Annotated in this window: 21 protein-coding genes; 13 read left to right on the top strand and 8 right to left on the bottom strand. The window is 73.7% G+C overall.

Annotated elements, in window-relative coordinates:
• Positions 1–5 precede the first annotated feature (5 nt).
• Positions 6–1,025, top strand: a complete 1,020-nt coding sequence (locus tag ACMT9T_RS13340; protein WP_414746006.1) for an NADP-dependent oxidoreductase — start codon at positions 6–8, stop codon at positions 1,023–1,025.
• Here the strand turns inward: ACMT9T_RS13340 and ACMT9T_RS13335 are convergent.
• On the bottom strand, positions 970–2,157 hold the full coding sequence (locus ACMT9T_RS13335) for a YihY/virulence factor BrkB family protein (protein ID WP_414746005.1): 1,188 nt from the start codon (positions 2,155–2,157) through the stop codon (positions 970–972). The two genes, ACMT9T_RS13340 and ACMT9T_RS13335, sit on opposite strands and share 56 nt — an antisense overlap.
• Before the next feature lie 91 nt (positions 2,158–2,248).
• Here ACMT9T_RS13335 and ACMT9T_RS13330 point away from each other — a divergent pair, with 91 nt between their 5' ends.
• The 6 genes from ACMT9T_RS13330 (at position 2,249) to ACMT9T_RS13305 (ending at position 10,107) form a co-directional block, all read left to right on the top strand.
• Positions 2,249–3,832: a CYTH and CHAD domain-containing protein gene (locus tag ACMT9T_RS13330; protein ID WP_414746004.1), complete on the top strand. Its 1,584-nt coding sequence runs from the start codon at positions 2,249–2,251 to the stop codon at positions 3,830–3,832.
• Positions 3,833–3,854: 22 nt separating this feature from the next.
• Positions 3,855–5,588, top strand: coding sequence for a carboxylesterase/lipase family protein (locus tag ACMT9T_RS13325; RefSeq protein ID WP_414746003.1), 1,734 nt, complete (start codon positions 3,855–3,857; stop codon positions 5,586–5,588).
• 118 nt (positions 5,589–5,706) lie between these two features.
• Positions 5,707–6,888: an inorganic phosphate transporter gene (locus ACMT9T_RS13320; protein ID WP_414746002.1), complete on the top strand. Its 1,182-nt coding sequence runs from the start codon at positions 5,707–5,709 to the stop codon at positions 6,886–6,888.
• Positions 6,885–7,136 carry a hypothetical protein gene (locus ACMT9T_RS13315; protein ID WP_414746001.1) on the top strand — a complete coding sequence of 84 codons (252 nt, stop codon included), beginning with the start codon at positions 6,885–6,887 and terminating at the stop codon, positions 7,134–7,136. The genes ACMT9T_RS13320 and ACMT9T_RS13315 overlap by 4 nt, the downstream gene beginning before the upstream one ends.
• Positions 7,137–7,257: 121 nt before the next feature.
• Positions 7,258–8,733, top strand: a complete 1,476-nt coding sequence (locus ACMT9T_RS13310) for an NCS2 family permease (RefSeq protein WP_414746000.1) — start codon at positions 7,258–7,260, stop codon at positions 8,731–8,733.
• Positions 8,734–8,829: 96 nt separating this feature from the next.
• Positions 8,830–10,107, top strand: coding sequence for an Nramp family divalent metal transporter (locus ACMT9T_RS13305; protein ID WP_414745999.1), 1,278 nt, complete (start codon positions 8,830–8,832; stop codon positions 10,105–10,107).
• 6 nt (positions 10,108–10,113) lie between these two features.
• On the opposite strand, the gene ACMT9T_RS13300 is transcribed toward ACMT9T_RS13305, so the two are convergent.
• The gene (locus ACMT9T_RS13300) at positions 10,114–10,611 is read right to left on the bottom strand and encodes a GtrA family protein (RefSeq protein WP_414745998.1); all 498 of its coding nucleotides are present in this window, start codon (positions 10,609–10,611) and stop codon (positions 10,114–10,116) included.
• 196 nt (positions 10,612–10,807) lie between these two features.
• On the opposite strand from ACMT9T_RS13300, the gene ACMT9T_RS13295 reads away from it, so the two are divergent.
• The gene (locus tag ACMT9T_RS13295; protein WP_414745997.1) at positions 10,808–11,554 is read left to right on the top strand and encodes a polyprenol monophosphomannose synthase; all 747 of its coding nucleotides are present in this window, start codon (positions 10,808–10,810) and stop codon (positions 11,552–11,554) included.
• Positions 11,555–11,584: 30 nt separating this feature from the next.
• On the opposite strand, the gene ACMT9T_RS13290 is transcribed toward ACMT9T_RS13295, so the two are convergent.
• Positions 11,585–12,436, bottom strand: a complete 852-nt coding sequence (locus ACMT9T_RS13290; RefSeq protein ID WP_414745996.1) for a DUF429 domain-containing protein — start codon at positions 12,434–12,436, stop codon at positions 11,585–11,587.
• Positions 12,437–12,540: 104 nt separating this feature from the next.
• On the opposite strand from ACMT9T_RS13290, the gene ACMT9T_RS13285 reads away from it, so the two are divergent.
• Positions 12,541–14,058 (top strand): aspartate ammonia-lyase, encoded by a 1,518-nt coding sequence (locus ACMT9T_RS13285; protein WP_116056133.1) that lies wholly within the window; start codon positions 12,541–12,543, stop codon positions 14,056–14,058.
• A 73-nt stretch (positions 14,059–14,131) separates the two neighbouring features.
• Here the strand turns inward: ACMT9T_RS13285 and ACMT9T_RS13280 are convergent, their stop codons facing one another.
• The 4 genes from ACMT9T_RS13280 to ACMT9T_RS13265 all read right to left on the bottom strand — a co-directional run bounded on the left by ACMT9T_RS13280 (position 14,132) and on the right by ACMT9T_RS13265 (position 18,832).
• Positions 14,132–15,154, bottom strand: coding sequence for a hypothetical protein (locus ACMT9T_RS13280; protein WP_414745995.1), 1,023 nt, complete (start codon positions 15,152–15,154; stop codon positions 14,132–14,134).
• A gap of 43 nt (positions 15,155–15,197) precedes the next feature.
• Complete coding sequence (locus tag ACMT9T_RS13275) at positions 15,198–15,335, bottom strand: hypothetical protein (RefSeq protein WP_414745994.1); 138 nt, start codon at positions 15,333–15,335, stop codon at positions 15,198–15,200.
• A gap of 29 nt (positions 15,336–15,364) precedes the next feature.
• Positions 15,365–16,243 carry a fumarylacetoacetate hydrolase family protein gene (locus ACMT9T_RS13270; protein WP_414745993.1) on the bottom strand — a complete coding sequence of 293 codons (879 nt, stop codon included), beginning with the start codon at positions 16,241–16,243 and terminating at the stop codon, positions 15,365–15,367.
• An 87-nt stretch (positions 16,244–16,330) separates the two neighbouring features.
• On the bottom strand, positions 16,331–18,832 hold the full coding sequence (locus ACMT9T_RS13265; protein WP_414745992.1) for an ATP-dependent DNA ligase: 2,502 nt from the start codon (positions 18,830–18,832) through the stop codon (positions 16,331–16,333).
• Positions 18,833–18,869: 37 nt separating this feature from the next.
• Between ACMT9T_RS13265 and ku the strand changes: the two genes are divergently transcribed.
• Together ku and ACMT9T_RS13255 are read left to right on the top strand one after the other, a co-directional pair.
• Complete coding sequence (ku, locus tag ACMT9T_RS13260; protein WP_414745991.1) at positions 18,870–19,895, top strand: non-homologous end joining protein Ku; 1,026 nt, start codon at positions 18,870–18,872, stop codon at positions 19,893–19,895.
• A 107-nt stretch (positions 19,896–20,002) separates the two neighbouring features.
• Positions 20,003–20,206, top strand: a complete 204-nt coding sequence (locus ACMT9T_RS13255; RefSeq protein WP_414745990.1) for a hypothetical protein — start codon at positions 20,003–20,005, stop codon at positions 20,204–20,206.
• A 9-nt stretch (positions 20,207–20,215) separates the two neighbouring features.
• Here the strand turns inward: ACMT9T_RS13255 and ACMT9T_RS13250 are convergent, their stop codons facing one another.
• Complete coding sequence (locus ACMT9T_RS13250; protein WP_414745989.1) at positions 20,216–21,166, bottom strand: DNA-3-methyladenine glycosylase family protein; 951 nt, start codon at positions 21,164–21,166, stop codon at positions 20,216–20,218.
• Between the two features lie 58 nt (positions 21,167–21,224).
• On the opposite strand from ACMT9T_RS13250, the gene ACMT9T_RS13245 reads away from it, so the two are divergent.
• Together ACMT9T_RS13245 and ACMT9T_RS13240 are read left to right on the top strand one after the other, a co-directional pair.
• The gene (locus ACMT9T_RS13245) at positions 21,225–22,637 is read left to right on the top strand and encodes an FAD-binding oxidoreductase (protein WP_414745988.1); all 1,413 of its coding nucleotides are present in this window, start codon (positions 21,225–21,227) and stop codon (positions 22,635–22,637) included.
• A 113-nt stretch (positions 22,638–22,750) separates the two neighbouring features.
• Positions 22,751–23,956, top strand: a complete 1,206-nt coding sequence (locus tag ACMT9T_RS13240) for a PrsW family intramembrane metalloprotease (protein ID WP_414745987.1) — start codon at positions 22,751–22,753, stop codon at positions 23,954–23,956.
• Positions 23,957–23,970 lie beyond the last annotated feature (14 nt).

Here is a 23,970-nt window from a genome sequence, read left to right as displayed (position 1 = left end):
GTCCCATGACCGCACGCAGCATCCAGTGGCAGCTGGCGAAGCGCCCCACCGGCGAGCCCACCCCCGACGACGTCCGCCGCGTCGAGGTCGACCTCCCCGACCTGCAGGACGGCGAGGTCCGCGTCGAGAACGAGTTCATCTCCGTCGACCCCTACATGCGCGGTCGCATGAACGACGTCCCGTCCTACGTCCCGCCCTTCCAGCTCGACGAGGCCATGACCGGATCCGCCGTCGGCCGCGTCGTCGAGTCCCGCTCCGACGACCTCGCCGTCGGCACGCTCGTCAGCCACATGCTCGGCTGGCGCGACGTCGCCCAGGGCCAGGCGGGCGCGTTCCGCCCCGTCCCCGAGGTCCCCGGTGTGGCGTCCTCCGCCCACCTCGGCGTGCTCGGCCTCACCGGCCTCACCGCCTACGTCGGTCTCACGCGCATCGCGTCCATCCAGGAGGGCGACGTCGTCTTCGTCTCGGGCGCGGCCGGGGCCGTGGGCTCCATGGTCGGCCAGATCGCCCGCCTCCTCGGCGCCTCGCGCGTCGTCGGCAGCGCCGGATCCGCGGAGAAGGTCGAGCGCCTCACGTCGCACCTCGGCTTCGACGCCGCGTTCGACTACCACGGCGGCGACCTCGACGCGAAGCTCGCGGAGGCGGCGCCCGACGGCATCGACCTCTACTTCGACAACGTCGGCGGCGACCACCTCTCCGCCGCGCTCGGCGCCCTGAAGGACTTCGGCCGCGTCGCCAACTGCGGCTCGATCTCGACCTACAACTCCACCGGCGAGGAGATCGCGATCCGCAACACGGGCCGCATCGTCACGCGCGGGCTCACGCTCCGCGGCTTCACCCTCGGCAACCACCAGGACCTCGCGCCCGAGTTCGCGTCGAAGATGGGCCCGTGGCTCGCCGAGGGCCGGATCACCGCCGACGAGACCGTGATCGACGGCATCGACCGCGCGTTCGAGGCCTTCACCGGGCTCATGCGCGGCGAGAACGTCGGGAAGATGGTCGTGCGGACCAGCGCCTCCGCCTGACCCGCACCTCCCGGGCGTCGTCCTCGGGGAGCGTCGGCGGTGCGTCCGCCCGGCGCTCCTCGACGGCGTCTGCGGCGCCGCCGTTCCGCGCCTCGCGCAGGCGCCGCCCCTCGTCCTCGAGGAGGGCGCGGCGCCGGGCGAGCCGGTCGGCGCGCGTCGTGTCGCGCACGGGCAGGCGCAGCGCGTGCTCCGCGGGGATCCCCGCCTGCAGCTGCCGGGCGCGGATGATCTCCACGTCGAGCTCGCCGCCCAGCACGAGCGACAGGTTCCCGATGTAGAGCCACAGCAGCAGCACGATCACCGCGCCGAGCACCCCGTAGGTCGACTCGTAGGTCGCGATGTGCGTCACGTAGGCGACGAACCCCGCGGTGCCGAGGCCCCAGGCGACGATCGCGACCAGGCTGCCCCACGTGAGCAGGTCGACCCGGCGGCGGCGCAGGTTCGGGGTCGCCGCGTACAGCACCCCGATGATCCCCGTGAGCAGCGCCACGAGCAGCGGCCACTTCACGACGGCCCACACCACGAGCGTCGTGTCGCCGAGCCCCAGGTGCTGGCCGAGCGCCCGCGCGCCCTCGTCGGTGAGCAGCAGCATGCCGACCATCACGACGCTCACGACGAGCAGCGCGATCGTCACCAGGAGCATCAGCGCCCGGTACTTCACGAGCGGCCGGCCCTCCTCCGTCTCCTGCACGCGGTTCATCGCGCGCCCGAAGGCCGTGACGTAGGCGGCCGACGTCCAGAGCGCGCCGAGGAACGAGACCGTGAACGCGATGCCCGAGCGCGGGCCGTCGGCGAGCTGCTCGACGGGGTCGCGGATCACGTCCACGGCGGAGTCGCCGAGCACGGCCGTGAGCACGCGGAGGACACCCTCGACGCCCGCGCGCGTGTCGCCCACCAGGCCGATGAGGCTGAGCACGGCGACCGCGGCCGGGACGAGCGAGAGCGTGGAGTAGAAGGTGAGGCTCGCGGCCATGTCGATGCCGCGGTGCTTCATGAAGCCGTAGACCGCGCGGCGGCAGGCGTACCAGCCGAGCTCGCGGCCGATGCGCTGGCGCCGGTGGAGCGCCGCCTCGTCGAGCTCCGCCTGCGGCCCGTCGTCGTCGGGAGCGGCGCGGGTCGGGCGGTGGGGCATGCCCGCCAGTCTGACCCACGCCCGACGCGGCGGCGGACCCCGCGGCCCTCGGCGGCTGGCCGCGGTCGGCCGCGTGCGCTACACAGGGGGGATGGTGCACACGGAGTCCGTCGAGATCGAGCGCAAGTACGACGTCCGGGACGGGGTGCCCGTCCCGGCCTTCGACGGGATCGAGGGGATCGCGGAGGCGCGGCCCGCGGATCCGGTCACGCTCGTGGCCGTCTACCTCGACACCGCGGACCACGCGCTCGCCGACCGCCGCATGATCCTCCGCCGCCGTGAGGGCGGGCACGACGCCGGCTGGCACGTGAAGCTCCCGGCCGACGGGGGAGAGGGCCGCACCGAGCTCGGCTGGCCGCTCGCGGACGGCGACGACGGCGACGGCGCGATCCCCGGCCCCGTGCTCGACCAGGTGGCCGTGCACGTCCGCGGCCGCGAGCTCACGCCGCTCGCGCGCCTCGAGACCGTGCGCACGATCGTCACCCTGCACGACGCCGACGGCCGCGCGGTCGCGGAGTTCGCGGACGACCGCGTCACCGGATCCGACGTGCGCGGCGGCACCGTGCGCGCCTGGCACGAGTGGGAGGTCGAGCTGCTGCCCGACGCGCCCGCGAAGCGGAAGCAGCGCACGGCGCTCCTCGACCGGATCGAGCGGCACGTCCTCGACGCCGGCGCCCGCCCCTCCGACAGCGCCTCGAAGCTCGCCCGCGCGCTGGGGGCCGACGCGCTCGGCCGGCAGGCTCCCGCGGGACCCGCCCTGCCGGATCCCGCCGCGCTCACGAAGGAGAGCCCCGCCGCCGACGTCGCCCGCGCGATCCTCGCCCGCGGCGTCCGCGACCTCGTCGCCGCCGACCCGCACGTGCGCGCCGACGAGCACGACGCCGTGCACCGGATGCGCGTCGCCGTCCGCCGCCTGCGCAGCGCGCTCCGCACCCACCAGGACGTGATCGACCCCGCCGCCACCGCTCCCGTCCGCGCCGAGCTGACGGCGCTCGGCGCGGTCCTCGGCGACGCCCGCGACATGGAGGTCCTCCGCGACCGCGTCGTCTGGTCGGTGGTCGAGCACGACGCCGAGACCGTGCCCGACCACGTGGGCGACGCCCTGCACGACGTCCTCGACGAGCGCTACCACCGCGCCCGCGAGCGGGTGGTCCGCGCGCTCTCGTCCGCGCGCTACGTCGCGCTGCTCGACGACCTCGACCGGCTGGTCGCGGATCCGCCGCTCGCGCACGACGCCAGCGCCCCCGCGGGTCCCGCCCTCCACGCCGCCCTCCGCCGCGACGCCGAGCGCGTCGGCCGCCGCGCCGCGGTGGCGCAGGAGGCGGTGGGCGAGGCCGCGCGCACCGAGGCCCTGCACGAGGTCCGCAAGGCCGCGAAGCGCCTCCGCTACGCGGCCGAGGAGGTCAGCGGCCGCACGGTCACGATCCTCGGCCGGAAGACGATGCGCCTCGCGACGGCTGCCGAGGAGGTGCACGACGAGCTCGGCGAGCACCGCGACGGCCTCGCCATGCAGCGCCTCCTGCGCGAGGAGGCCAAGCGCCTCGCGGCCCGCGGCGAGGACTCCTTCGCGCTCGGCGTGCTGCACGAGGCGGAGCGCCTGCGCACCGAGTCCGCCCTCTGGCGGGCGCAGCAGGCGGTGGAGCGCCTGCTCGCCACCGCCGTCCCGGGAGCGTGAGACCGGCTCGTAGACTCGGGGGGTGACCCCCGACGCCGATCTCCCGATGCCGGCGTACGACCCCTCGGAGCTCGACGTGCGGGTCACGGGCGGCACCGTGCGCGGCGTGCGCGAGCGCGGCGTCGAAGCGTGGCGCGGGATCCCGTTCGCCGCCCCGCCCCGCGGCGACCTCCGCTTCCGGGCCCCGCAGCCCGTCATCGGCTGGGAGGGCGCGCGCTTCGCGCAGCACTTCGGCAAGGTCGCGCCCCAGGTGAGCGCCGGCGCGTTCATGGGCGCCCCGCAGGGCACGCCCATGGGCGAGGACTGCCTCACCATCAACGTCATCGCGCCGTCCGGCCTCAGCCCCGACGCGGCGCGCGTCAACCGCGAGTCGCAGCTGCGGCCGGTCATGGTCTTCATCCACGGCGGCGCCTACGTCGTCGGATCCTCCCGCGAGGTCCCCGTGCAGGGCGAGGGCCTCGTGCGCCAGGGCGGCATCGTCTACGTCAGCTTCAACTACCGGCTCGGCGCGCTCGGCTACCTCGACTTCAGCCGCTACTCCAGCCCTGAGCGCCCCATCGAGTCGAACCTGGGGCTGCGCGACCAGGTGCAGGCGCTCCAGTGGGTGCGCGACAACATCCGCGCGTTCGGCGGGGATCCCGACAACGTCACGGTCTTCGGTGAGTCCGCGGGCGGCAACGCCGTCACGACCCTGATGGCCGTGCCCTCGGCGCACGGCCTCTTCGCCCGCGCCATCGCGCAGAGCTCGCCCACGAACGCCGTGTACCCGGCCGAGCAGACGGCGCGCTGGGCGGAGCAGTTCGTCGGCCTCCTCGCGGATCGTGCGGGCCGCACGCCGGACGACGCCGAGGCCGTCCGCCTCCTCACCACCGCGAGCTCGTCGACGCTCGCCACCGCCGCGAACGAGCTCATGGTGCGCACGCCCGACCAGGAGCCCGGCACGATCACGTTCAGCCCCGTCATCGACGGCGACGTGCTCCCCGAGCGCCCGCTCGACGCGTTCAAGCACGGCCGGGCGGCGCGCGTGCCGCTCATCATCGGCACCAACGAGCGCGAGGGATCCCTGTTCACGGGCCGGCTCGACATCCTCGCGACGACCCCCGAGCGCATCGAGGCCGTGTTCGCGAAGACCGACGAGGAGCACCGCGACGAGCTCGCCGCGCTCTACCCGGGCCTCCCGAAGCGCCGGGCCGCGCTCGACTTCGGCGGCGACTACGCCTTCTGGTTCCCGTCGATCAAGGTCGCCGAGCGCCACGCCCGCTACGCGCCCGTGCACTTCTACCGCTTCGACATCGCGCCGCGCCTCGTGCGCCTCATGGGCCTCGACGCCACGCACGGGCTCGAGCTCTTCGCCCTGTTCGACCGGATGGACTCCCTGCTCGGCCGCGGCATGACCCTGCTCGGCGGCCGGCGCGCGTTCGTCGCCGCGGGGGAGCGGATGCGCATCGCCTGGCTCCGCTTCGCGCAGGACGGCACGGTCGACGAGTCCTGGCCCGCGTACGTGGGCGACGACGAGGACGCGCTGCGCGACCTCGACGAGGACGACGACCGGACCGCGGGCACGGGCGCCGCGGGGGAGCACGGCCCGTCCCGCCCCGGATCCGGCCCCCGCCCGCCGCGCGTGCGCCCCGGGGGCATCCGCGACCGCGGCCCGCGCCGCCGCGCCACCCTCGTCTTCGACATGGTCGACCGCGTCGAGCACGACCCGCACGCCGACCGCCGCGTCGCCTGGCGCGACTTCGTGCCGCACATCTGACCCGCGGAGCCCGGCGCCGGATGTTCACCCGACCGCCATCCGGAGGTCGCCCGTTCCGAGCGCCCGTGTGCAGGCCGTTAGGATCGACGACTGTGATATCCGCTCGAGGGATCCGGTAGTGGATCTCACCCTCATCGTCGTCCTGGTCATCGCCCTGGCGCTGTTCTTCGACTTCACCAACGGCTTCCACGACACGGCGAACGCGATGGCGACCCCCATCGCGACGGGTGCGCTGAAGCCGCGGGTGGCGGTCGCGATCGCCGCGGTCCTCAACCTCGTGGGCGCGTTCCTCAGCACCGAGGTGGCCAAGACCGTCTCGGGCGGCATCATCCGCGAGGGCGACGGGGGCGTGCAGATCACCCCGACCATGATCTTCGCGGGCCTGATGGGCGCCATCGTCTGGAACCTCGTCACCTGGCTCCGCGGCCTCCCGTCGAGCTCGAGCCACGCGCTGTTCGGCGGCCTCATCGGCGCGGCCGTCGTGGGTGCGGGCGTCGGCTCGGTGGACTTCGGCGTCGTGCTGTCGAAGGTCATCCTCCCGGCGCTGCTCGCCCCCGTCATCGCGGGCCTCATCGCCTACACGACCACCAAGCTCGCGTACTCGATCACGCGCCGCTCGAGCGGCCCGAACGAGCGCGGCGGCTTCCGCTACGGCCAGATCTTCACGTCGTCGCTCGTGGCGCTCGCGCACGGCACCAACGACGCCCAGAAGACCATGGGCATCATCACGCTCACGCTCATCGCGGGCGGCTTCCAGGCGGCGGGCTCCGGTCCCGAGTTCTGGGTCATCGCGGTGTGCGCCGTCGCCATCGCGCTCGGCACCTACATGGGCGGCTGGCGCATCATCCGCACGATGGGCTCCGGCCTCACCGAGGTCAAGCCCGCGCAGGGCTTCAGCGCCGAGGCCTCGACCGCGGCCACGATCCTCGCCTCCAGCCACCTCGGCTTCGCGCTCTCGACCACGCAGGTCGCGTCGGGCTCCGTCATCGGCTCGGGCCTCGGCCGCCGCGGTGCGTCCGTGCGCTGGAACACCGTGGGCAAGATCGCGCTCGGCTGGCTGCTCACGCTGCCGTCCGCCGCCATCGTGGGCGCCGTCGCGGCGTTCGTCGCGAGCACCGGCACGGTCGGCTTCGTCATCGACGCGGTCGTCGGCGTGGCCGTCATCGTCTGGATCTTCTGGCGCTCGCGCCGCAACGCCGTGCACGCCCGCAACGCCATCGTCGAGGTGGACGCCGCGGGCTTCGCCGTGCGCGGACGCAAGGCCACCAAGGCCGCCCGGAAGGCCAGGGAGGCCGCATGATCGACTGGAGCGCGTTCCTCATCGTCGCCGTGGCCGCCCTCGTGGGCGCCGTCGCGGTGGTCAGCCTCTTCTCGCTCGGGGTCCGGCTCCTCGCCGTCGGCACCGAGTACGACGACGAGGGCGACAAGGTCTCGGTCACCGGCATCCGCCCGCAGGCCGCGACCGTGGGCGGCTACGTCTGCTTCGCCCTCAGCGGCCTCGCCGTGCTGTACGGCGTGTACCTCATCATCCCGGCCCTGCACTCCTGACGGGCGGAGCGCCCCGGGCTGGTCCCGGTCGCGCGCCCGCCCCTAGGCTCGACCCCGTCCGACAAGGTCGTCGGCTCCTCTCTCCCCTCGTCGTCCGACCCGACCCCTCGCGGAAGAAGCCATGACCGAAGCGCGCACGTCGTCCCCCGCCCCCGAGACCTCCGGAGGGCGCGGCGCGCTCGACCGGTTCTTCGAGATCACGAAGCGCGGATCCACGTACGCGCGCGAGATCCGCGGCGGCGTCCTCACCTTCGTGACGATGGCCTACATCGTCGTGCTCAACCCGCTGATCCTCGGCGGCTTCAGCCAGGACGCGGCCACGCTCGACGTCGAGGGCAACTGGCTGCGCGCCTCGCAGGTCGGCGCCGCCACCGCGCTCACCGCGGGCGTCATGACGATCCTCTTCGGCCTCGTCGCGCGCCTCCCGTTCGCGTTCGCGGCGGGCCTCGGCATCAACTCGTTCCTCGCGGTGAGCGTGGTCGGCGAGGTGACGTGGCCCGAGGCGATGGGCCTGGTCGTCATCAACGGCCTGGTGATCGTGCTGCTCGCCACCACGGGCCTCCGCACGCTGATCTTCCGGGCCGTCCCGCGTGAGCTCAAGACCGCCATCACGGTCGGCATCGGCCTCTTCATCGCGTTCATCGGCTTCGTCGACTCCGGCTTCGTGCGCGGCACGGGCGTGCCGGCGTCGCCGCTCGCGCTCGGGATCGACGGGTCCATCGCGTCGCTGCCGACGGTCGTCTTCATCCTCGGCCTCGTGATCATGGGCGTGCTCATGGCCCGCCGCGTGCCGGGCGCGCTGCTCATCGGCATCGTCGCGACCACGCTCATCGCCATCGTCGTGGAGCAGGTCTTCCACATCGGCCCGTCGAACACCTCGGGCGCCACCGGCTGGAACCTCAACGCACCCGTGCTGCCCGGCGTCCCCGTCGCGCTGCCCGACCTCGGCCTCGTCGGCGCGTTCGACTTCGGCGCGTTCGGCCGCATCGGGATCATCTCCAGCCTCATGCTCGTCTTCACGCTGGTGTTCACGAACTTCTTCGACGCCATGGGCACCATGACGGGCCTCGCGAAGGCGGCCGACCTCTCCGACGAGCGCGGCGACTTCCCCCGCCTCAAGGGCGCGCTGGTCGTCGAGGGCTTCGGCGCGGTCGCGGGCGGCGCCACGTCGAGCTCGTCGAACACGGTCTTCATCGAGTCGGCCTCCGGCATCGGCGAGGGCGCGCGCACGGGCCTCGCGTCGATGGTCACGGGCGTCCTCTTCCTCCTCGCCATGTTCTTCACGCCGCTCACGCAGGTCGTGCCGCTCGAGGTCGCGGCCGCCGCGCTGGTGATCGTCGGCACGCTGATGGCGTCGCAGATCAAGGACATCGTGTGGACCGACTTCTCGGTCGCGCTGCCCGTGTTCCTCACCGTGCTGGTCATGCCGCTCACGTACTCGATCGCGAACGGCATCGGCGTCGGCTTCCTCTCCTGGGTGCTCGTGCGCTCCTTCTCGGGCCGCGTGCGCGAGGTCTCGCCGCTGCTCTGGGCGGTCTCCGCCGGGTTCCTCGTGTTCTTCGCGCGCGGGCCCATCGAGCAGCTGCTCGGCGTCTGATCCCCGCGCGTCGCGCGTCCATCACCGGCCGCGCGACGCCCAGGTCTGCGTAAGGTGGGACGGGACCCCCCTTCGACGACGCACGGGAGCCCGCACATGACCGACCTCGACGCCCGCGGCGACGTCCGCGAACCCCAGGAGTCGGCCAAGCGCTGGCGCATCATCGGCCCGGGCCTCGTGGTCGCGGCCACCGGCATCGGCGCGGGCGACCTCGTCGCGACCCTGGTGGCCGGATCCCGCTTCGGCTACGCGCTGCTCTGGGCCGCGGTCCTCGGCGTCATCATCAAGATCTTCCTCGTCGAGGGCGCCGGCCGGTACTCGCTCGCGACGGGCCGCACGATCTTCGAGGGCTGGCGCAGCGTCGGCCGCTGGACCACGTGGTACTTCGGGCCCTACATCCTCATCTGGGGCCTCGTCTACGGCGCCGCCGCCATGAGCTCCTCGGCGCTCCCGCTCGCAGCGCTCTTCCCGGGCGTCGACCTCAAGGTGTTCGCGATCGGCTGCGGCCTCGTCGGCGCCGTCGTGGTCTGGTTCGGGCGCTACTCGGCGTTCGAGAAGATCATCGCGGTCTTCGTCGGCCTCATGTTCGTGACCGTCGTGGGCGCCGCCATCGTCACCGTGCCGAACGTGCCCGCGCTCCTCACGGGCCTCGTGCCGACCATCCCCGAGGGCGGCCTCGTCGTCGCGCTCAGCATCGCGGGCGGCGTCGGCGGCACCATCACGCTCGCCGCCTACGGCTACTGGCTGCGCGAGAAGGGCTGGGTGGCGCCCGGCTGGATGAAGGTCATGCGCATCGACAACTCCGTGGCCTACGTGATGAGCGGCGTCTTCGTGCTCTCGATGCTCGTGGTGGGCGCCGAGCTCCTGTACTCGGCCGACATCGCGCTGGCCGACGGCGAGGGCGGCCTCGTGCAGCTCGCCGACGTGCTGGGGGAGCGCTATGGCGCCTTCATGACGTGGTTCTTCCTGCTCGGGTTCTTCGCCACGTCGTTCTCGTCGATCCTCGGCGTCTGGAACGGCGTCTCGCTCATGTTCGCCGACTTCCTCGGGAACGTCCGCGGCCTCGACGTCGACGACCCGCGCCGGCGCCTCGGCGGCAGCTACTACCGGGCGTTCATTGTGTGGCTGACGATCCCGCCCATCGGCCTGCTGTTCCTCGACCAGCCGATCGGCCTGATCATCGCCTACGGCGTGCTGGGCGCGCTCTTCATGCCGTTCCTCGCGATCACGCTGCTCGTGCTCCTCAACACCGACCGCACCCCGCGGGCTTGGCGTAACCGGCCCCTCAGCAACACCGTGATGGGGATCTCGGCGCTGCTGTTCGTCGTGCTCGGCGTGCAGCAGCTCGTGACGGAGGTCGGGAAGCTCGTCTAGCGGCGCTCAGTCGGCGGAGGCGGTCGCGCGCACGGGGGCCTCGCTGTCCGCGCCGGCCGTCGGGGCGCGGAACACGACGAGCCGGTAGAGCGTGAAGTTCCAGACGAGGCCGATGAGCACGGCGGTGGCCTTCGCGATGTTGATCTCGAGGAACTCCTGCTCGGCGCTCGTGCCGAACATGAGGAGCGAGCGGCCGAACGTCGTGTCGAAGCCGCGCTCGAAGAGCCAGATCACGCCGCTCTGCAGGAGCAGCGAGCTGAAGCCCGTGACCGCGAAGAAGCGGAGGAAGCGCCCCGCCGTGACGGGCTCGCCGTGGCGGAACACGAAGAAGTGGTTGAGGAAGTAGGAGATGGTGATGCCGACCGTCACCGAGACGAGGTTCGCCGCGAGCACGGGCAGGTGGGCCCCGAGGATCAGCAGGTTGAGCAGCACGAAGTCGAGGGCAGTGTTGAGGAGACCCGCGACGAGGAAGCGGACACGGCGGTCGGCGAGGAGCTTCGTCACGCTGATCCTCCCGGCACGCGGCGCGGTCGCCGGTCGATCCGGCGGATGCGCACGGCGTCAGGGCGCCGGGCCTCTCGAAGTGTAACAAGCGGATAACGGGCACGGCCCCTCCCTCGCGGGCGGATCGACGCCCGCTGGCTAGACTCGTCAGGGCCCGGACCGGGTCAGCCCCCGATGCGGAGACGGAACCACCAGCTTGAGCAGCCTCACGATCGTCATCCCCACGTACGAGGAGGCGCGCAACGTCGGGGAGCTGCTGCCCCGTCTCGCCGCCATGGCGGCGGAGAACCCCGACTTCCGCATCACCGCGATGATCGTCGACGACTCCTCGCCCGACGGCACCGCCGACCTCGCCCGGTCGCTCGCGCCCGGCGTGGAGACGGACGGATTCCGCGTGCGCGTCGAGACCCGCGCGGAGAAGGCCGGCCTCGGCGCCGCCTACATCTGGGCGTTCGAGAGGCTCCTCGGCGAGGCCGAGCCGCCCACGCACATCCTGCAGATGGACGCGGACCTCTCCCACGACCCCGCCTACATCACCGAGATGCTGCGCCGCGTGCGCGCGGGCGCCGACCTCGTGGTCGCCTCCCGCTACATCCGCGGCGGCGCGACGCCCGACTGGAACCTCAAGCGCCGCTTCCTCAGCGTGGGCGGCAACCTCTACACGCGCCTGTTCCTCGGCTCCCGCATCACCGACTACACGGGCGGCTTCAACCTCTACGAGACGCAGCTGCTGCGCCGGATCACGCCGTCCACCATCACGACGACGGGCTACGGATTCCAGATCGAGATGAAGCAGCGCGCGCTCCGGGAGGCGCGGCGGCCGACGGAGGTCGCGATCGTGTTCATGGACCGCACCGAGGGCGAGTCGAAGATCCCGAGCGACACCCTGGTGAAGAACCTGCTCCTCGTGCTCCAGCTGCGCTTCGGGCTGCGCCGGGGCTGAGCCGCGGGACCGCGGGCGCGCCGTCGCCGCTCAGGCGGAGGGAGCGTGCAGCGGATCCTCCGGCGCGCGCTGGTGCGGCCGGGCCGGCGCGATGATCGTGCCGCGGCGCCCGAGCGCGTCGACCACGGGGTCGGTCGCGCCGAGCACCTGCGATCGCGCCGTGCCGTGGCGGGCCCAGTAGGACGCCGTCCACGCGCAGACGAGGCCGTCGAGCAGGTCCTCGAGGTGCTTGTGCTCCCGCTCGACGAGGGCGGGGCCGTCGGCGACGAGCGCGGCGGCGCGGGGGTGCGTGGACACGTCGAGGGGTGGATCCGCGTGCGCAAGCGCCGCGACGCGATCGAGGACGAGCCGGAACTCGGCGGCGCGAGCCGGCCGGCGCTCGCCGGTGGGCAGGAGCGGCGCGAGGCGCTTGTACCGCGGCTTCATCCCGTCGAAGCCGAGCTCGGGGGCGCCCACGAGCGTCGTGTACGGGTAGCACTCGACCATCGTGCGGGCGTCGTCGTCGCGCGCGGCGCCGGATCCGTCGTCGTACTCCCAGCCCGCGTCCTCGAGCCGCCGCCGGAGCGCCACGGCGCCCTGCGCGGGCAGGCCCTGGTTCGACGGGTAGGCGGAGATGCCGAGCCGGCCGTACCGCGACGCGACCTCCTTCTCGGCGAGGCGGCTGCCCGTGGCGTTCGCGACGACGAGCGGGCCGTCGACCGCGGCGACCGCGCCCGGGCCGCCCCAGGCGTCCACCCACGCGACCACGGCGTCGATGCCGCGGGCGGTGTCGAGGTCCAGCACGCGCCCCGACGCGTCGATGCAGGCGAGCCCCGTCTCGCGCGCCGGACGGGCGGCCGTGCCCTCCGCCCAGGCGAGGTCGATCCCCAGGAAGCGGCGCATCCGTCGAGCCTATCCGCGGCCCCCGGCGCCCTCGGCCGGGCGTGGGGCCGCTAGTAGGGTCGAGGGATCCTCCTGCCACGAGCGACGAGACGATGGAGCCTCCCATGACACCAGTGAGCCCGAACGACGACCGCATCCCGCACCCGGACGGCCACCCCGTCCGCGTCGAGACCGACAGCCTGGGGAGCCTCGAGGTCCCTGCCGACGCCTACTGGGGGATCCACACGGCGCGCGCGCTCGAGAACTTCCCCATCAGCCTGCGGCCGTTGAGCGTCTACCCGGAGTTCGTGGTCGCGCTCGCGCAGGTGAAGCAGGCCGCGGCGCGCGCCAACGTGCAGATCGGCGTGCTCGACGCGCGGAAGGCCAAGCAGATCGACGAGGTCTGCTCCGAGATCATCGCCGGGCACCTGCACGACCAGTTCGTGGTCGGCGTGATCCAGGGCGGCGCCGGCACGAGCACCAACATGAACACCAACGAGGTCATCGCGAATCGCGCCCTCGAGAAGGCCGGCCACGCGCTCGGCGACTACCAGCACATGCACCCGCTGGACGACGTGAACCGCAGCCAGTCGACGAACGACACGTACCCGACCGCGCTCAAGGTCGCGCTCATCCACTCGCTGCTGCAGACGCTCGACGAGCTGGACCTGCTGCGGCGGTCGTTCCTCGCCAAGGGCGCGCAGTTCTCGCAGGTGCTCAAGGTCGGCCGCACGCAGCTGCAGGACGCCGTGCCCATGACGCTCGGCCAGGAGTTCCACGGCTTCGCCACCACGCTCGAGGAGGACCACGCGCGGCTCGGTGAGCTCGTGCCGCTCCTGTCGGAGATCAACCTCGGCGCCACGGCCATCGGCACGGGCATCACCGCGGATCCGAACTACGCGGCCGCCGTGCGCGGGCACCTCAGCGCCATCACGGGCTACACGCTCGTGACCGCGAGCGACCTCATCGAGGCGACGAGCGACGCGGGCGTGTTCATGACCCTCTCGTCGACGCTCAAACGCGGCGCCATCAAGCTGTCGAAGATCTGCAACGACCTGCGGCTGCTGTCGTCGGGGCCGCAGGCCGGGTTCGGCGAGATCAACCTGCCGCCGCGGCAGGCGGGATCCAGCATCATGCCCGGCAAGGTGAACCCGGTGATCCCCGAGGTCGTCAACCAGGTCGCGTTCTCCATCGCCGGCGCCGACGTGACGGTGACCATGGCGGCCGAGGGCGGGCAGCTGCAGCTCAACGCGTTCGAGCCGGTCATCGCGCACTCGCTGCTGCAGTCGCTGAGCTGGCTGCGGAACGCGGCCAAGACGCTGCGGGTGAACTGCATCGACGGGATCACGGCCAACACCGAGCGGCTCGCCGCGCAGGTGGAGTCGTCGGTCGGCGTCGTCACGGCGCTCACGCCCTACATCGGGTACGCCGCCTCCTCGAGCCTCGCGAAGACCGCGCTCATGACGAGCGCGTCCATCCCCGACCTCGTGGTGGAGGCGGGGCTCATGACGCGGACGCAGGTGGAGAAGATCCTCGCGCCCGACCGGCTCTCGGGGCTCGAACCCGTGACGGCGGCCATGTCGGTGATCACGCCGGAGATGCTCGCGGCCCACGCGGCCGAGGAGGGCGGCGCCGTCAACTGACGCGCGCCGGGTACACGACAGCGCGCCGCGGCCCGAGGGCTGCGGCGCGCTGTCGCGTGCGGGGGAGCGGGTGCTACGCGTCCGGCTCGCTCGTGGTGCGGGCGGCGGTGGTGCCGGTCGCGTCGTCCGCGGGGGCGGGGTGCGCGGGCTCCTCGCGGTGCACGGATCCGGCGATGTCGGCCGGGGTGGGGACGTGCCCGGCCTCGGCGGGCTTCGACGCCTTCGGCTTCGGCGCGGGCTTCTTCGCGGCGGCCTTCGGCTTCGCGGGCGCCGGGGCGGGTGCGGTCTCGGCGGGCTGCTCGGCGCCGGGCTGCTCCTCGTCGGCGTCGGCGGGCTCGCCCAGGTCATCGGGGCCGAGCGTGTCGAGGTCCTCGTCCGCGTCGTCCGCGGATCCGTCGGCGGACGCGTCCTGCTCGCCCGCGAGAGCGGCGCCGGTGTCCGGGATCACGACGGGACCCGTCTCGTCCTCGTCGTCGAACGACGCGAGCGCCTCGTCGCGGGCCTCGGCCGCGGTGAAGACGGCGCGGCGGCCGGCCTCCTCGCCGCGCTCGCGCAGGTCCTCGGCCGTGGCCTGGACGCGCGTGCGCGCCTCCTCGGCCGTCTCGACGACGCGGTCGCGCACGTCCTGCGAGGTCTCCGCGACGCGGTGGCCGACCTCGGTGGCCTGCTGGCCGACGCGGTCGACGACGTGCTTGGTCTGGTCCGCCGTGCGGGTGCCGAGGTCCTTGGCGGTGTCGCCGACGCGGCCCGCGATGTCCTGGGTGGTGCTGCCGACGCGACCCGCGACGTCCTGCGTGGTGGTGCCGATGCGCTCGCCCACGCTGTGCGCAGTGCGCCCGACGGCGACGGCCGCACCCTGGACCGCGTGGCCGACGAAGCCCGCGACCTCGCGGGCGGTCTCGACCGTGCGCTCGACGACGACGGGCCCCTTCTCGTCGAGCACGGCCTGCGCCTCGCGGACGCCGCGCTGCACGGGCTCGCTCGACCAGACGGTGCGCGAGGTGCGCACGATCCGCTCGTAGCGCTTGCGCCCGGCGCGCGCGCCGAGGACGTAGCCGGTGCCGATGCCGAGCAGGAAGAGGAGACGGGAGATCATCCCGCCAGCCTAGACGCGATGGACGTGCGACGACCGGGAGGGGCTAGGCGCCCTCGCCGTCCTTCCGGCCCGTGGCGTCGTGCAGCTCGTCCGTCTCGGGATCCGCCGCGTCGGGCGCCGAGATGTCGGCGTCCTCCGGGATGGAGTGGTCGTGGATCGGGTCCTGCGGCTGGTCGGTCATGCCGTCGAGCCTACGCGCGGGCCCGTGCGTCAGAGGATGCGCGTGTGCGTCGTGAGCGAGCCGATGCCCTCGACCGAGACGGTGACCGTGCTGCCGTCCTTGAGGAAGATCTGCGGGTCGCGCGAGTAACCGGCGCCGCTCGTCGTGCCCGTGGAGATGAGCGTGCCGGGCTGCAGCGTGGAGGAGGTGGAGAGGTAGGAGACGAGGCGCGCGACCGTGCGGACCATGCCGCTCGTGCGGCCGTCCTGCACCGTCTCGCCGTCGAGCACCGTCGTGATGCGGAGGTCCTGCGGATCCGGCACCTCGTCGCGCGTGACGACGACGGGACCCGTGGGGGAGAAGCCGTCGAAGCTCTTGCAGCGGCTCCACTGCTGCTCCGAGAACTGCAGGTTGCGGGCCGTGATGTCGTTGACGACCGTGTAGCCGAAGACGTGGTCGAGCGCGTCCTCCTCGGACACGTCGCGCGCGGCCGTGCCGATGATCACGCCGAGCTCGACCTCGTAGTCGACCTCCTCGCTGAGCGAGCGCGGCCAGCTCGTGGTGCCCTCGTGGCCCGAGAGCGAGTTGGGCCAGAGCGCGAAGACGGTGGGGGCGGAGGCGCTCGTGATGTTGAGCTCCTCGGCGTGCGCGGAGTAGTTGAGGCCCACGGCGTAGACGGCCGGCGGGCGGAGGATCGCGGACGCGTGCGTGAGGCCGTCAACCGGCGTGGTGCTGGTGCGGCTCGCGACGGCGCGCTCGACGGTGGCGCGGACGCGGGCCATCTCGTCGTCGCCGCGCTCGATGAGGTCCTGGAGGTCGCGCGGCGAGTCGTCGAGCACCTCGTCGAGGAAGAGCGCCTGGCCCTCCGAGACGATCGCGGCCAGTCGGGGGGTCACGCCGTCGTCGGCGAGCAGGTGGGCGAACTTCATGCCACGAGCGTATCGGGCGGGCGCGGCCGGGAGCGGTTGCGGTCATAACGTGCATGGGAAGGCCCGCCTCACCGGGAGCACCGCGCGTCAGTCCTCGCGCACGACCTCGTCGGGCGACTTGTCGTGCCGCCAGCCGCGCCACGACGCCTGGCGGAGGCGGTCCGTGGAGGTCCACTCGGCGAACTCGACCTCGCCGACGAGGCGGGGCGTGATCCAGTGCGCGTCGCGGGCGTCGGCGGCGGGCACGTCGGCGAACGGGCTGGTCTTCCGCGCGAGGGGGCGGAAGCGGCGGAGCGCGTCGGCGAGGTCGCGCTCGGTGAAGCCCGTGCCGACGCGGCCCGCGTACGCCAGGCCGTCGGGACCGGGGACGCCGACCAGCAGCGAGCCGACCCCGGATGCGCGGCTGCCGGATCCGGGACGCCAGCCGCCGACCACGACCTCCTGCGCCCGGTGGTGCTTGACCTTCAGCCACGCGCTCGAGCGGCGTCCCGACTCGTAGGGCGCGTCGACGCGCTTGGCGACGACGCCCTCGAGGCCGAGCTCGCGGCTGGTGGCGAGCGCCTCGTCGAGGTCGCCGTCGAACGCGGGCGGCACCTGGATCCGGCCGCGGCCAGGCGCCCGGACGGCGTCGAGGAGGGCGGCGCGGCGCTCCCGGTACGGCTCCTCGACGAGGACGCGGTCGCCGATCGCGAGCGCGTCGAACAGCATGAGGTGCACGGGCGCGGCCCTCCGGGCCCGGGCGATCTCCTTCTCGCCCGTGAGGCCGAGGCGCGTCTGCAGGAGGCCGAAGTCGGGGCGGCCGCCGGCGCCCAGCACCACGATCTCGCCGTCGAGCACGGCGTCGTCGACGTCCAGGGAGTCGGGCAGCTCGGCGAGCTCGGGGAAGGCGGGCGTGAGGTCGACGCCGTTGCGGCTCGTGATGGTCGCCCGGCCGTCCGCGACGACGACGATCGCGCGGTAGCCGTCCCACTTCATCTCGACGGCCCACTCCTCGTCGGGGTCGAGGCCGGCACCGGTCGCGGCGGTCGCGAGCATGGGCGCGGGGGCGGACGCGGCACCGCCCTTCCGGCGCGCGCCGACGCGCGTGCGGCCGCCCGCCTTCGCGAGCGCCGCGGGGCGCGCGGGCCTCGCGTGGGGCGTCGCGGGCGCGTCGGCCGGCTCCATCAGGTGGATCAGCCAGTTCGCGTCGGCCTTGCCGTGCCCGCCCGTATGGATGAGCGCGTACCGGCGCGGCCCGTCGATGCCCGTGCCCGCGCCGCGGCCGTGCAGCGTCGCGATGACCTCCTCGCCGTCGCGCCACTTCTCCAGCTCGTAGGTGCCCGCGTCCCAGATGGTGACCTCGCCGCCGCCGTACTCGCCCGCGGGGATCGTGCCCTCGAAGGATCCGTACTCGACGGGGTGGTCCTCGGTCTGCACCGCGAGGTGGTTGGTGCCGTGCTCGGTGGGCACGCCCTTGGGGAGGGCCCAGCTCACGAGCACGCCGTCGTGCTCGAGCCGGAAGTCCCAGTGCAGCGCGCGGGCGTGGTGCTCCTGGATCACGAAGGAGCGGCCCTCTGACGGCGTGGGGGACTCCTCCGGCACCGGCTCGCTGGTCTTGGCCGCGTCGCGCTTGGAGCGGTAGGTGGCGAGCCGGTCGTCGGCCGGGTCCTTCCGCGCGAAGCCCGCGAGCCGCTCGGGCGTCGGCTCCAGGCTCTCGCGGTGGCCCTCCTCGACGGGGGCGAGCGGATCCTGGCGCTTCCGCATCCGGGCGATCACCTCGTCCATCTCCAGGTGCCGGAGGGCCGGCGACGCGAGCTCGCGCCAGGTGCGCGGCACGGCGACCGTCGGCCGCGAGCGCCCGCGCAGCGAGTACGGCGCGACCGTCGTCTTGTTGGGGTTGTTCTGGCTCCAGTCGACGAGCACCTTGCCGGCCCGCAGGGCCTTCCTCATGTCGCTGACCACGAGGTCGGGGTGGTCGGCCTCGAGCGCGCGGGCGAGCTCGTGCGCGACCTCGGAGATCTGGTCGGCGTCGTGGCTGCCGTCGAGGGCCGCGTAGAGGTGGATGCCCTTGGATCCGCTCGTCACCGGGTACGGCTCGAGGCCCATGTCGCGGAGGATGGCGCGCGCGGCCTTCGCGACCTCCACGCACTCCGGGAGGCCGGCGCCGGGTCCCGGGTCGAGGTCGAGCACCAGCCGGTCGGGCCGGCGCACGTCGCCCGTGCGGCCGAAGCGCCACTGCGGCACGTGCAGCTCCAGCGCGGCGATCTGCCCGAGCCAGGTGAGGGTCGCGACGTCGTTCGCGAGCGGGTAGTCGTTGGCGTGGTCGCGGTGCTGGATCGCGCGGCGGAGCACCCATTCGGGCGTGTGGGCGTCGAGGTCCTTCTGGAAGAACATCTTCCCCGGGTGCTCGTCGGTGCCGACGCCGTCGACCCAGCGCTTCCGCGTCACCGGCCGGTCGCGGAGGTGCGGGATCATGTGCGGCGCGATGGCGGCGTAGTACGCGATCACGTCGCCCTTGGTCGTGCCGGTCGCCGGGTACAGCACCTTGTCGAGGTTCGACAGCGTGATCCGCCGCCCCTCGACCTCCACCTGCTGCTTCGCTCCCGCCATCGCTCCAGCATGGCCCGGGCCGGTGTTCACTGGATCCATGAGAGCCATCTGGAAGGGCGCCGTCACCTTCGGCCTCGTCAACGTGCCCGTGAAGGTCTACAGCGCGACGCAGGACCACGACGTCCCGCTGCACCAGGTGCACGACGCCGACGGCGGGCGGATCCGCTACCAGCGCCGTTGCGAGGTGTGCGGCAAGGTCGTCGACTACGCGCACATCGACAAGGCGTTCGACGACGGCGACCGCACCGTCGTGATCACGGAGGAGGACCTCTCCTCCCTCCCCGAGGAGAAGAGCCGCGAGATCGACGTCGTCGAGTTCGTGCCGAGCGACCAGGTCGATCCGGTGATGCTCGACCGCAGCTACTTCCTCGAGCCGGACTCGTCGAGCCCCAAGTCGTACGCGCTCCTCCGCCGGACGCTGCAGGAGACCGACCGCACGGCGATCGTGCACGTGACCCTCCGCCAGCGCACCCGGCTCGCGGCGCTCCGCGTGCGCGGCGACGTGCTCATGCTGCAGACGCTCCTCTGGGACGACGAGGTGCGCGAGGCCGACTTCCCGTCGTTGGATGCCGCGCCCAAGGTGTCGCCGCGGGAGCTGAAGATGTCGGCGCAGCTCGTGGAGGGGTTCGCGGAGGACTTCGACCCGTCCAAGTTCAGCGACGAGTACCAGGAGCAGCTGAAGACGCTCATCGACGCGAAGCTCGCGCAGGGCGACTCGCTCGACACCGACGCGACCTTCGGGGAGTCCGACGACGACGAGGACTCGGGCGGCGAGGTGCTCGACCTGATGGACGCGCTGAAGCGGAGCATCGAGCGGAGCCGGGGCGGGGGATCCGGGGCGAAGAAGACGGCGCGGAAGCCGGCCGCGAAGAAGGGGAAGGCGGCGGCGGACGACGACGAGGACGACGCACCCGCGAAGTCGAGCACCGCGAAGAAGGCGGCGGCGAAGCCGAAGACGGCGTCGAAGGCGAAGTCGGCGTCCGCGAAGTCGACCGCGGCGAAGAAGCCGGCCGCGAAGTCGACGGCCGCGAAGAAGCCCGCCGCCGAGCGGAAGAGCGCGTAGCCGGAGCGCACTCCGGCGTCCGCGCGATCCGGTGGGTGTCGGGACCGGGCGCGCCTACGCTCGAGGGGACCGCGGCATCCCGCGGCGCCCACGCCACCAGGAGCCCCATGTCCGATGCGAAGAACGCCACCCGCTCACCCCTCGTCCCCGTCCTCGCGTCGCTCGCCGCGGTCCTCGCCGCGGTCTCCGCGGTCCTCGCGACGCAGGGGGCCTCACCCGTCGCCCTCGGGGTGATCCTCGGGGTCGCCCTCGTGCTGCTCGTGGTCGTCGGCGCGCTCATCGGCCGGCGGCCCGCGCGTCGTCGGCGCTGATCGGGCGGATCAGCCCGCCCCCGGCATCCCGTCGGTCATGACGCGCCAGAGGTGCAGGGTCGCGTAGGAGCGCCACGGCGACCACGCGCCGGCGCGCGCGTCGAGCGCGCGGGCCTCGTCCGGGAGGCCGAGGGCGGCGGCGCCGCGGCGGACGATGAGGTCGCCCGAGAGCAGGATGTCGGGCTCGCCGAGCGCGCGCATCGCGACGTAGTCGGCGGTCCACGGGCCGACGCCGTGGAAGGCGACGAGCGCGGCCCGGAGCTCCGCGCGCGGCATGCCGTGCGCGATCACCAGCTCGCCGGTCTCCAGAGCCTCGGCGATGCGGATCAGCGTCGCCGTCCGACGCGCGGGCCCGCGCAGGAGCTCCGCGCCGTCGCGCGCGATGCGGGCCGCGGTCGGCGGCAGGCGCGTGACGGATCCGTGCGCGACGGACGCGGGCAGGTCCTCGCCGAGGTCCGCCGTCATGCGGCCGTGGGTGGCGCGGGCGGAGGCGACCGAGATCTGCTGGCCGACGACGGTGCGGAACAGGGTGCTGCGCGGATCCAGCGTGCCGGGGATGCGGAGGCCGGGCGTCCCGCGGACGGCCGCGGCGAGCGCGGGGTCGCGGGCGAGGTCGGCGTCGATGCGGGCCGCGTCCACGTCGAGGCCGAGCAGGCGGCGCGTGCCCGCGAGGAGCTCGGCGGCGTCCTCAGCGTGCTCGACGCGGGTGGTCACCTCGATGCGGGTCGGCGCGTCCGGCGCGCGGCCAGGTGTCTCCGCGTCGAGGAGCCGCACGGTCACCGTCCCCGCGCCGTGCGTGAGCCGCGCCGACTGCGTGAACGACGTCGCGTCGCCCTCCTCGGCGCCCGTGACGGCGTGCCAGGAGAGGAAGCGGATCACGCCGCCGCCGTCGAAGGGCGCCGGGACCTCGAGCACCGTGCGGGCGACGTGCGCGGGCGCGGCGGCGCCGGGGGAGTCCATGCGCCCAGCCTGCCCGACGCCCCCGACGGCGGCGGGCGCGCGACCTAGGGTGGATCGCATGATCGACGACGTGGTCCACGCCCCCTCCGCCGACGCCGTCCGCGCCGAGCTCGTCCGGGCCCTCGGCGTCGTCGTCGCCACCGACCCCGCCTCCCTCGAGGACGCGCGCAGCGATCGCTCCGGCTACCGCAGCCCGGCCGACCCCATCGCCGTCGTGCGCGCGACCGAGGTCGAGCACGTGGTCGCGACCCTCCGCATCGCGAGCGCCACCGGCACCCCGGTCGTCACGCGCGGCGCCGGCACGGGCCTCGCGGGTGGCGCGACGGCCACCGCGGGCGAGATCGTGCTGTCGGTGCGGGGCATGGACCGGATCCTCGAGGTCAGCGAGGCCGACGAGCTCGCGATCGTCGAGCCCGGCGTCCTCAACGACGACCTCAACGCCGCGCTCGCCCCGCTCGGCCTCTGGTACTCCCCGGATCCCGCCAGCAAGGCCATCTCCACCATCGGCGGCAACATCGCCACCAACGCGGGCGGCCTGCTGTGCGCCAAGTACGGCGTGACCCGCGAGGCCGTCCTCGCGCTCACGGTCGTGCTCGCGGACGGGCGCGTGATCGACACCGGCCACCGCACCGTGAAGGGCGTCACGGGGTACGACCTCACGGCCCTCATGATCGGCTCGGAGGGCACGCTCGGCGTCATCGTGCGCGCGACCGTGCGGCTGCGCCCGCTGCCGACCGCGACGCCGTCGACCGTCGCCGCCTTCTTCCCCGACGCGACCTCGGCGGCGGCCGCGTCGTCCGCCATCACGGCCGCCAGGATCCGGCCGGCCGCCATGGAGCTGATCGACGCGGGCGCGCTCCAGGCCATCGACGCGTTCCTCGGCACCGACCACTCCTCCCGGGGATCCGCGCACCTCCTCGTGCGCTGCGACGGCCCGGACGCCGCGGAGGAGGCCGCGCGCGTGGTCGAGGTCGTCGTGGCCGGCGGCGGCACGGCCGACGTGACCGACGACGCCGACGAGGGCGAGCGCCTCCTCGCGATCCGCCGTGCGTTCCACCCGGCGCTCGCCGCCCGCGGTCGCGTGCTCATCGAGGACGTGGCCGTGCCGCGCTCGCGCCTCGCCGACATGCTCACGCGGATCCGGGAGATCGAGCGGGAGACGGGCCTCGCCATCCCGACCGTCGCGCACGCGGGCGACGGCAACCTGCACCCGAACTTCTGCATCCCGGAGGACCCGACCACGCCCGACGGCGACGCGACCGGCATCCCCGACGACGTCTGGCGCGCGGCCGACCTCCTCTTCCGCGCGGCCGTCCACCTCGGCGGCACGCTCACGGGCGAGCACGGCGTGGGCCTCCTCAAGCGGCGGTGGCTGGCCGACGAGCTGGGCGACGACGTCATGGGGCTGGCCGCCGGGATCCGCCGCGTGTTCGACCCGCAGGGGATCCTCAACCCGGGCAAGGCGGCCTGACCGGGCGGCGTCGCGCCCGCCGCGCCCGTCGTGTCCGCGTGCGTCACCGGCCCGGACGGCCGCGGATCCCGTCGGTAGGCTGGCGACGCCGATCCGCCGAAGAGAGGGCCGTCGTGACCGACCCGTCCGTCCCCGTGACCGTCCACCGCCCCTCGCCGGCCTCGCCGCCCGCCGCCATGGAGCTGCCGACCCCGCACGGGCCGTCGCGCATCACCGCGTCGGCCGTGCTCGGCGTCGTCGGGGTCGCCGTGCTGCTGCTCGTCGGCCTCGTCGTCGCGGCGTACCTCGTGCTCAGCCTCGGGATCGAGGCCGTCGCGATCTGCGCGGTCCTCGCCCTCATCCCGCTCGCCGGCGTGCTCCTCGCGATCCGCTGGGTCGACAGGTGGGAGCCCGAACCGCGCCTCGCCCTCCTCTTCGCGCTGCTGTGGGGCGCCGCCGCGTCGGTCGCGATCGCGCTGCTCTTCGACCTGGTCGTGCAGTACGCGCGCCTGGCCGTGGGCGTGCCCACGCGGTACACCGAGTTCCTGCAGCTCGCCGTCCAGGCGCCCGTGGTGGAGGAGTCCGCGAAGGCCATCGGCCTGCTCCTCATCTTCTGGGTCGCCCGGCGCCACTTCGACGGGCCCGTCGACGGCATCGTCTACGGCGCCACCATCGCGGCCGGGTTCGCCTTCACCGAGAACATCGTCTACTTCGGCGGCCCGCTCGTCTCGGGCACGGCCGGCACGCTCGTCGGCACCTTCGTGCTGCGGGGCCTGTTCTCGCCGTTCGCGCACGTGACCTTCACGATGATCACCGGCATCGCCATCGGCTACGGCGCCCGACGCGGGCCGGGCGCGGCGCTCGGGTTCGGCGCGATCGGGCTCGTCGGCGCGATCGTGCTGCACGCCCTCTGGAATACGGGCGTCACCATCACGGGCGACTTCCTCTCCTTCTACGTGCTGCTGCAGGTGCCGATCTTCGCGTTCCTCGTGGTGGTCGTGATCCTGCTGCGCCGCTACGAGATCCACCTCACGCGCCGGCGCCTCCGGGAGTACGCGGCCGTCGGCTGGTTCACGCCCGCCGAGGTAGAGATGCTGAGCACCTGGCAGGGCCGCCGCCGCGCTCGCCTCTGGGCGCGCACGCGCGGCGGCGACGCGGGCCGGGCGATGGTCCTGTTCACCCGCGACGCGACCCGGCTGGCGTTCGCCCGGCAGCGGATGCTGTCCGAGCGGCCCGCGGCGTCCGGGCGATCGGAGGCCGGGCACCTGGACGACGAGCGCCGCCTGCTCCAGGCGGTCACCGAGCACCGCGAGGCGCTCCTGCGCGGCGGTCGGCGCTAGCCGCCGAGCGTCCG

The organism is Clavibacter vidaverae, assembly GCF_047529985.1.
Taxonomy (GTDB): Bacteria; Actinomycetota; Actinomycetes; order Actinomycetales; family Microbacteriaceae; genus Clavibacter; species Clavibacter nebraskensis_A.
The sequence above is the reverse complement of the archived record's forward strand: the minus strand, read 5'-3'. Positions and strand labels throughout refer to the sequence as shown.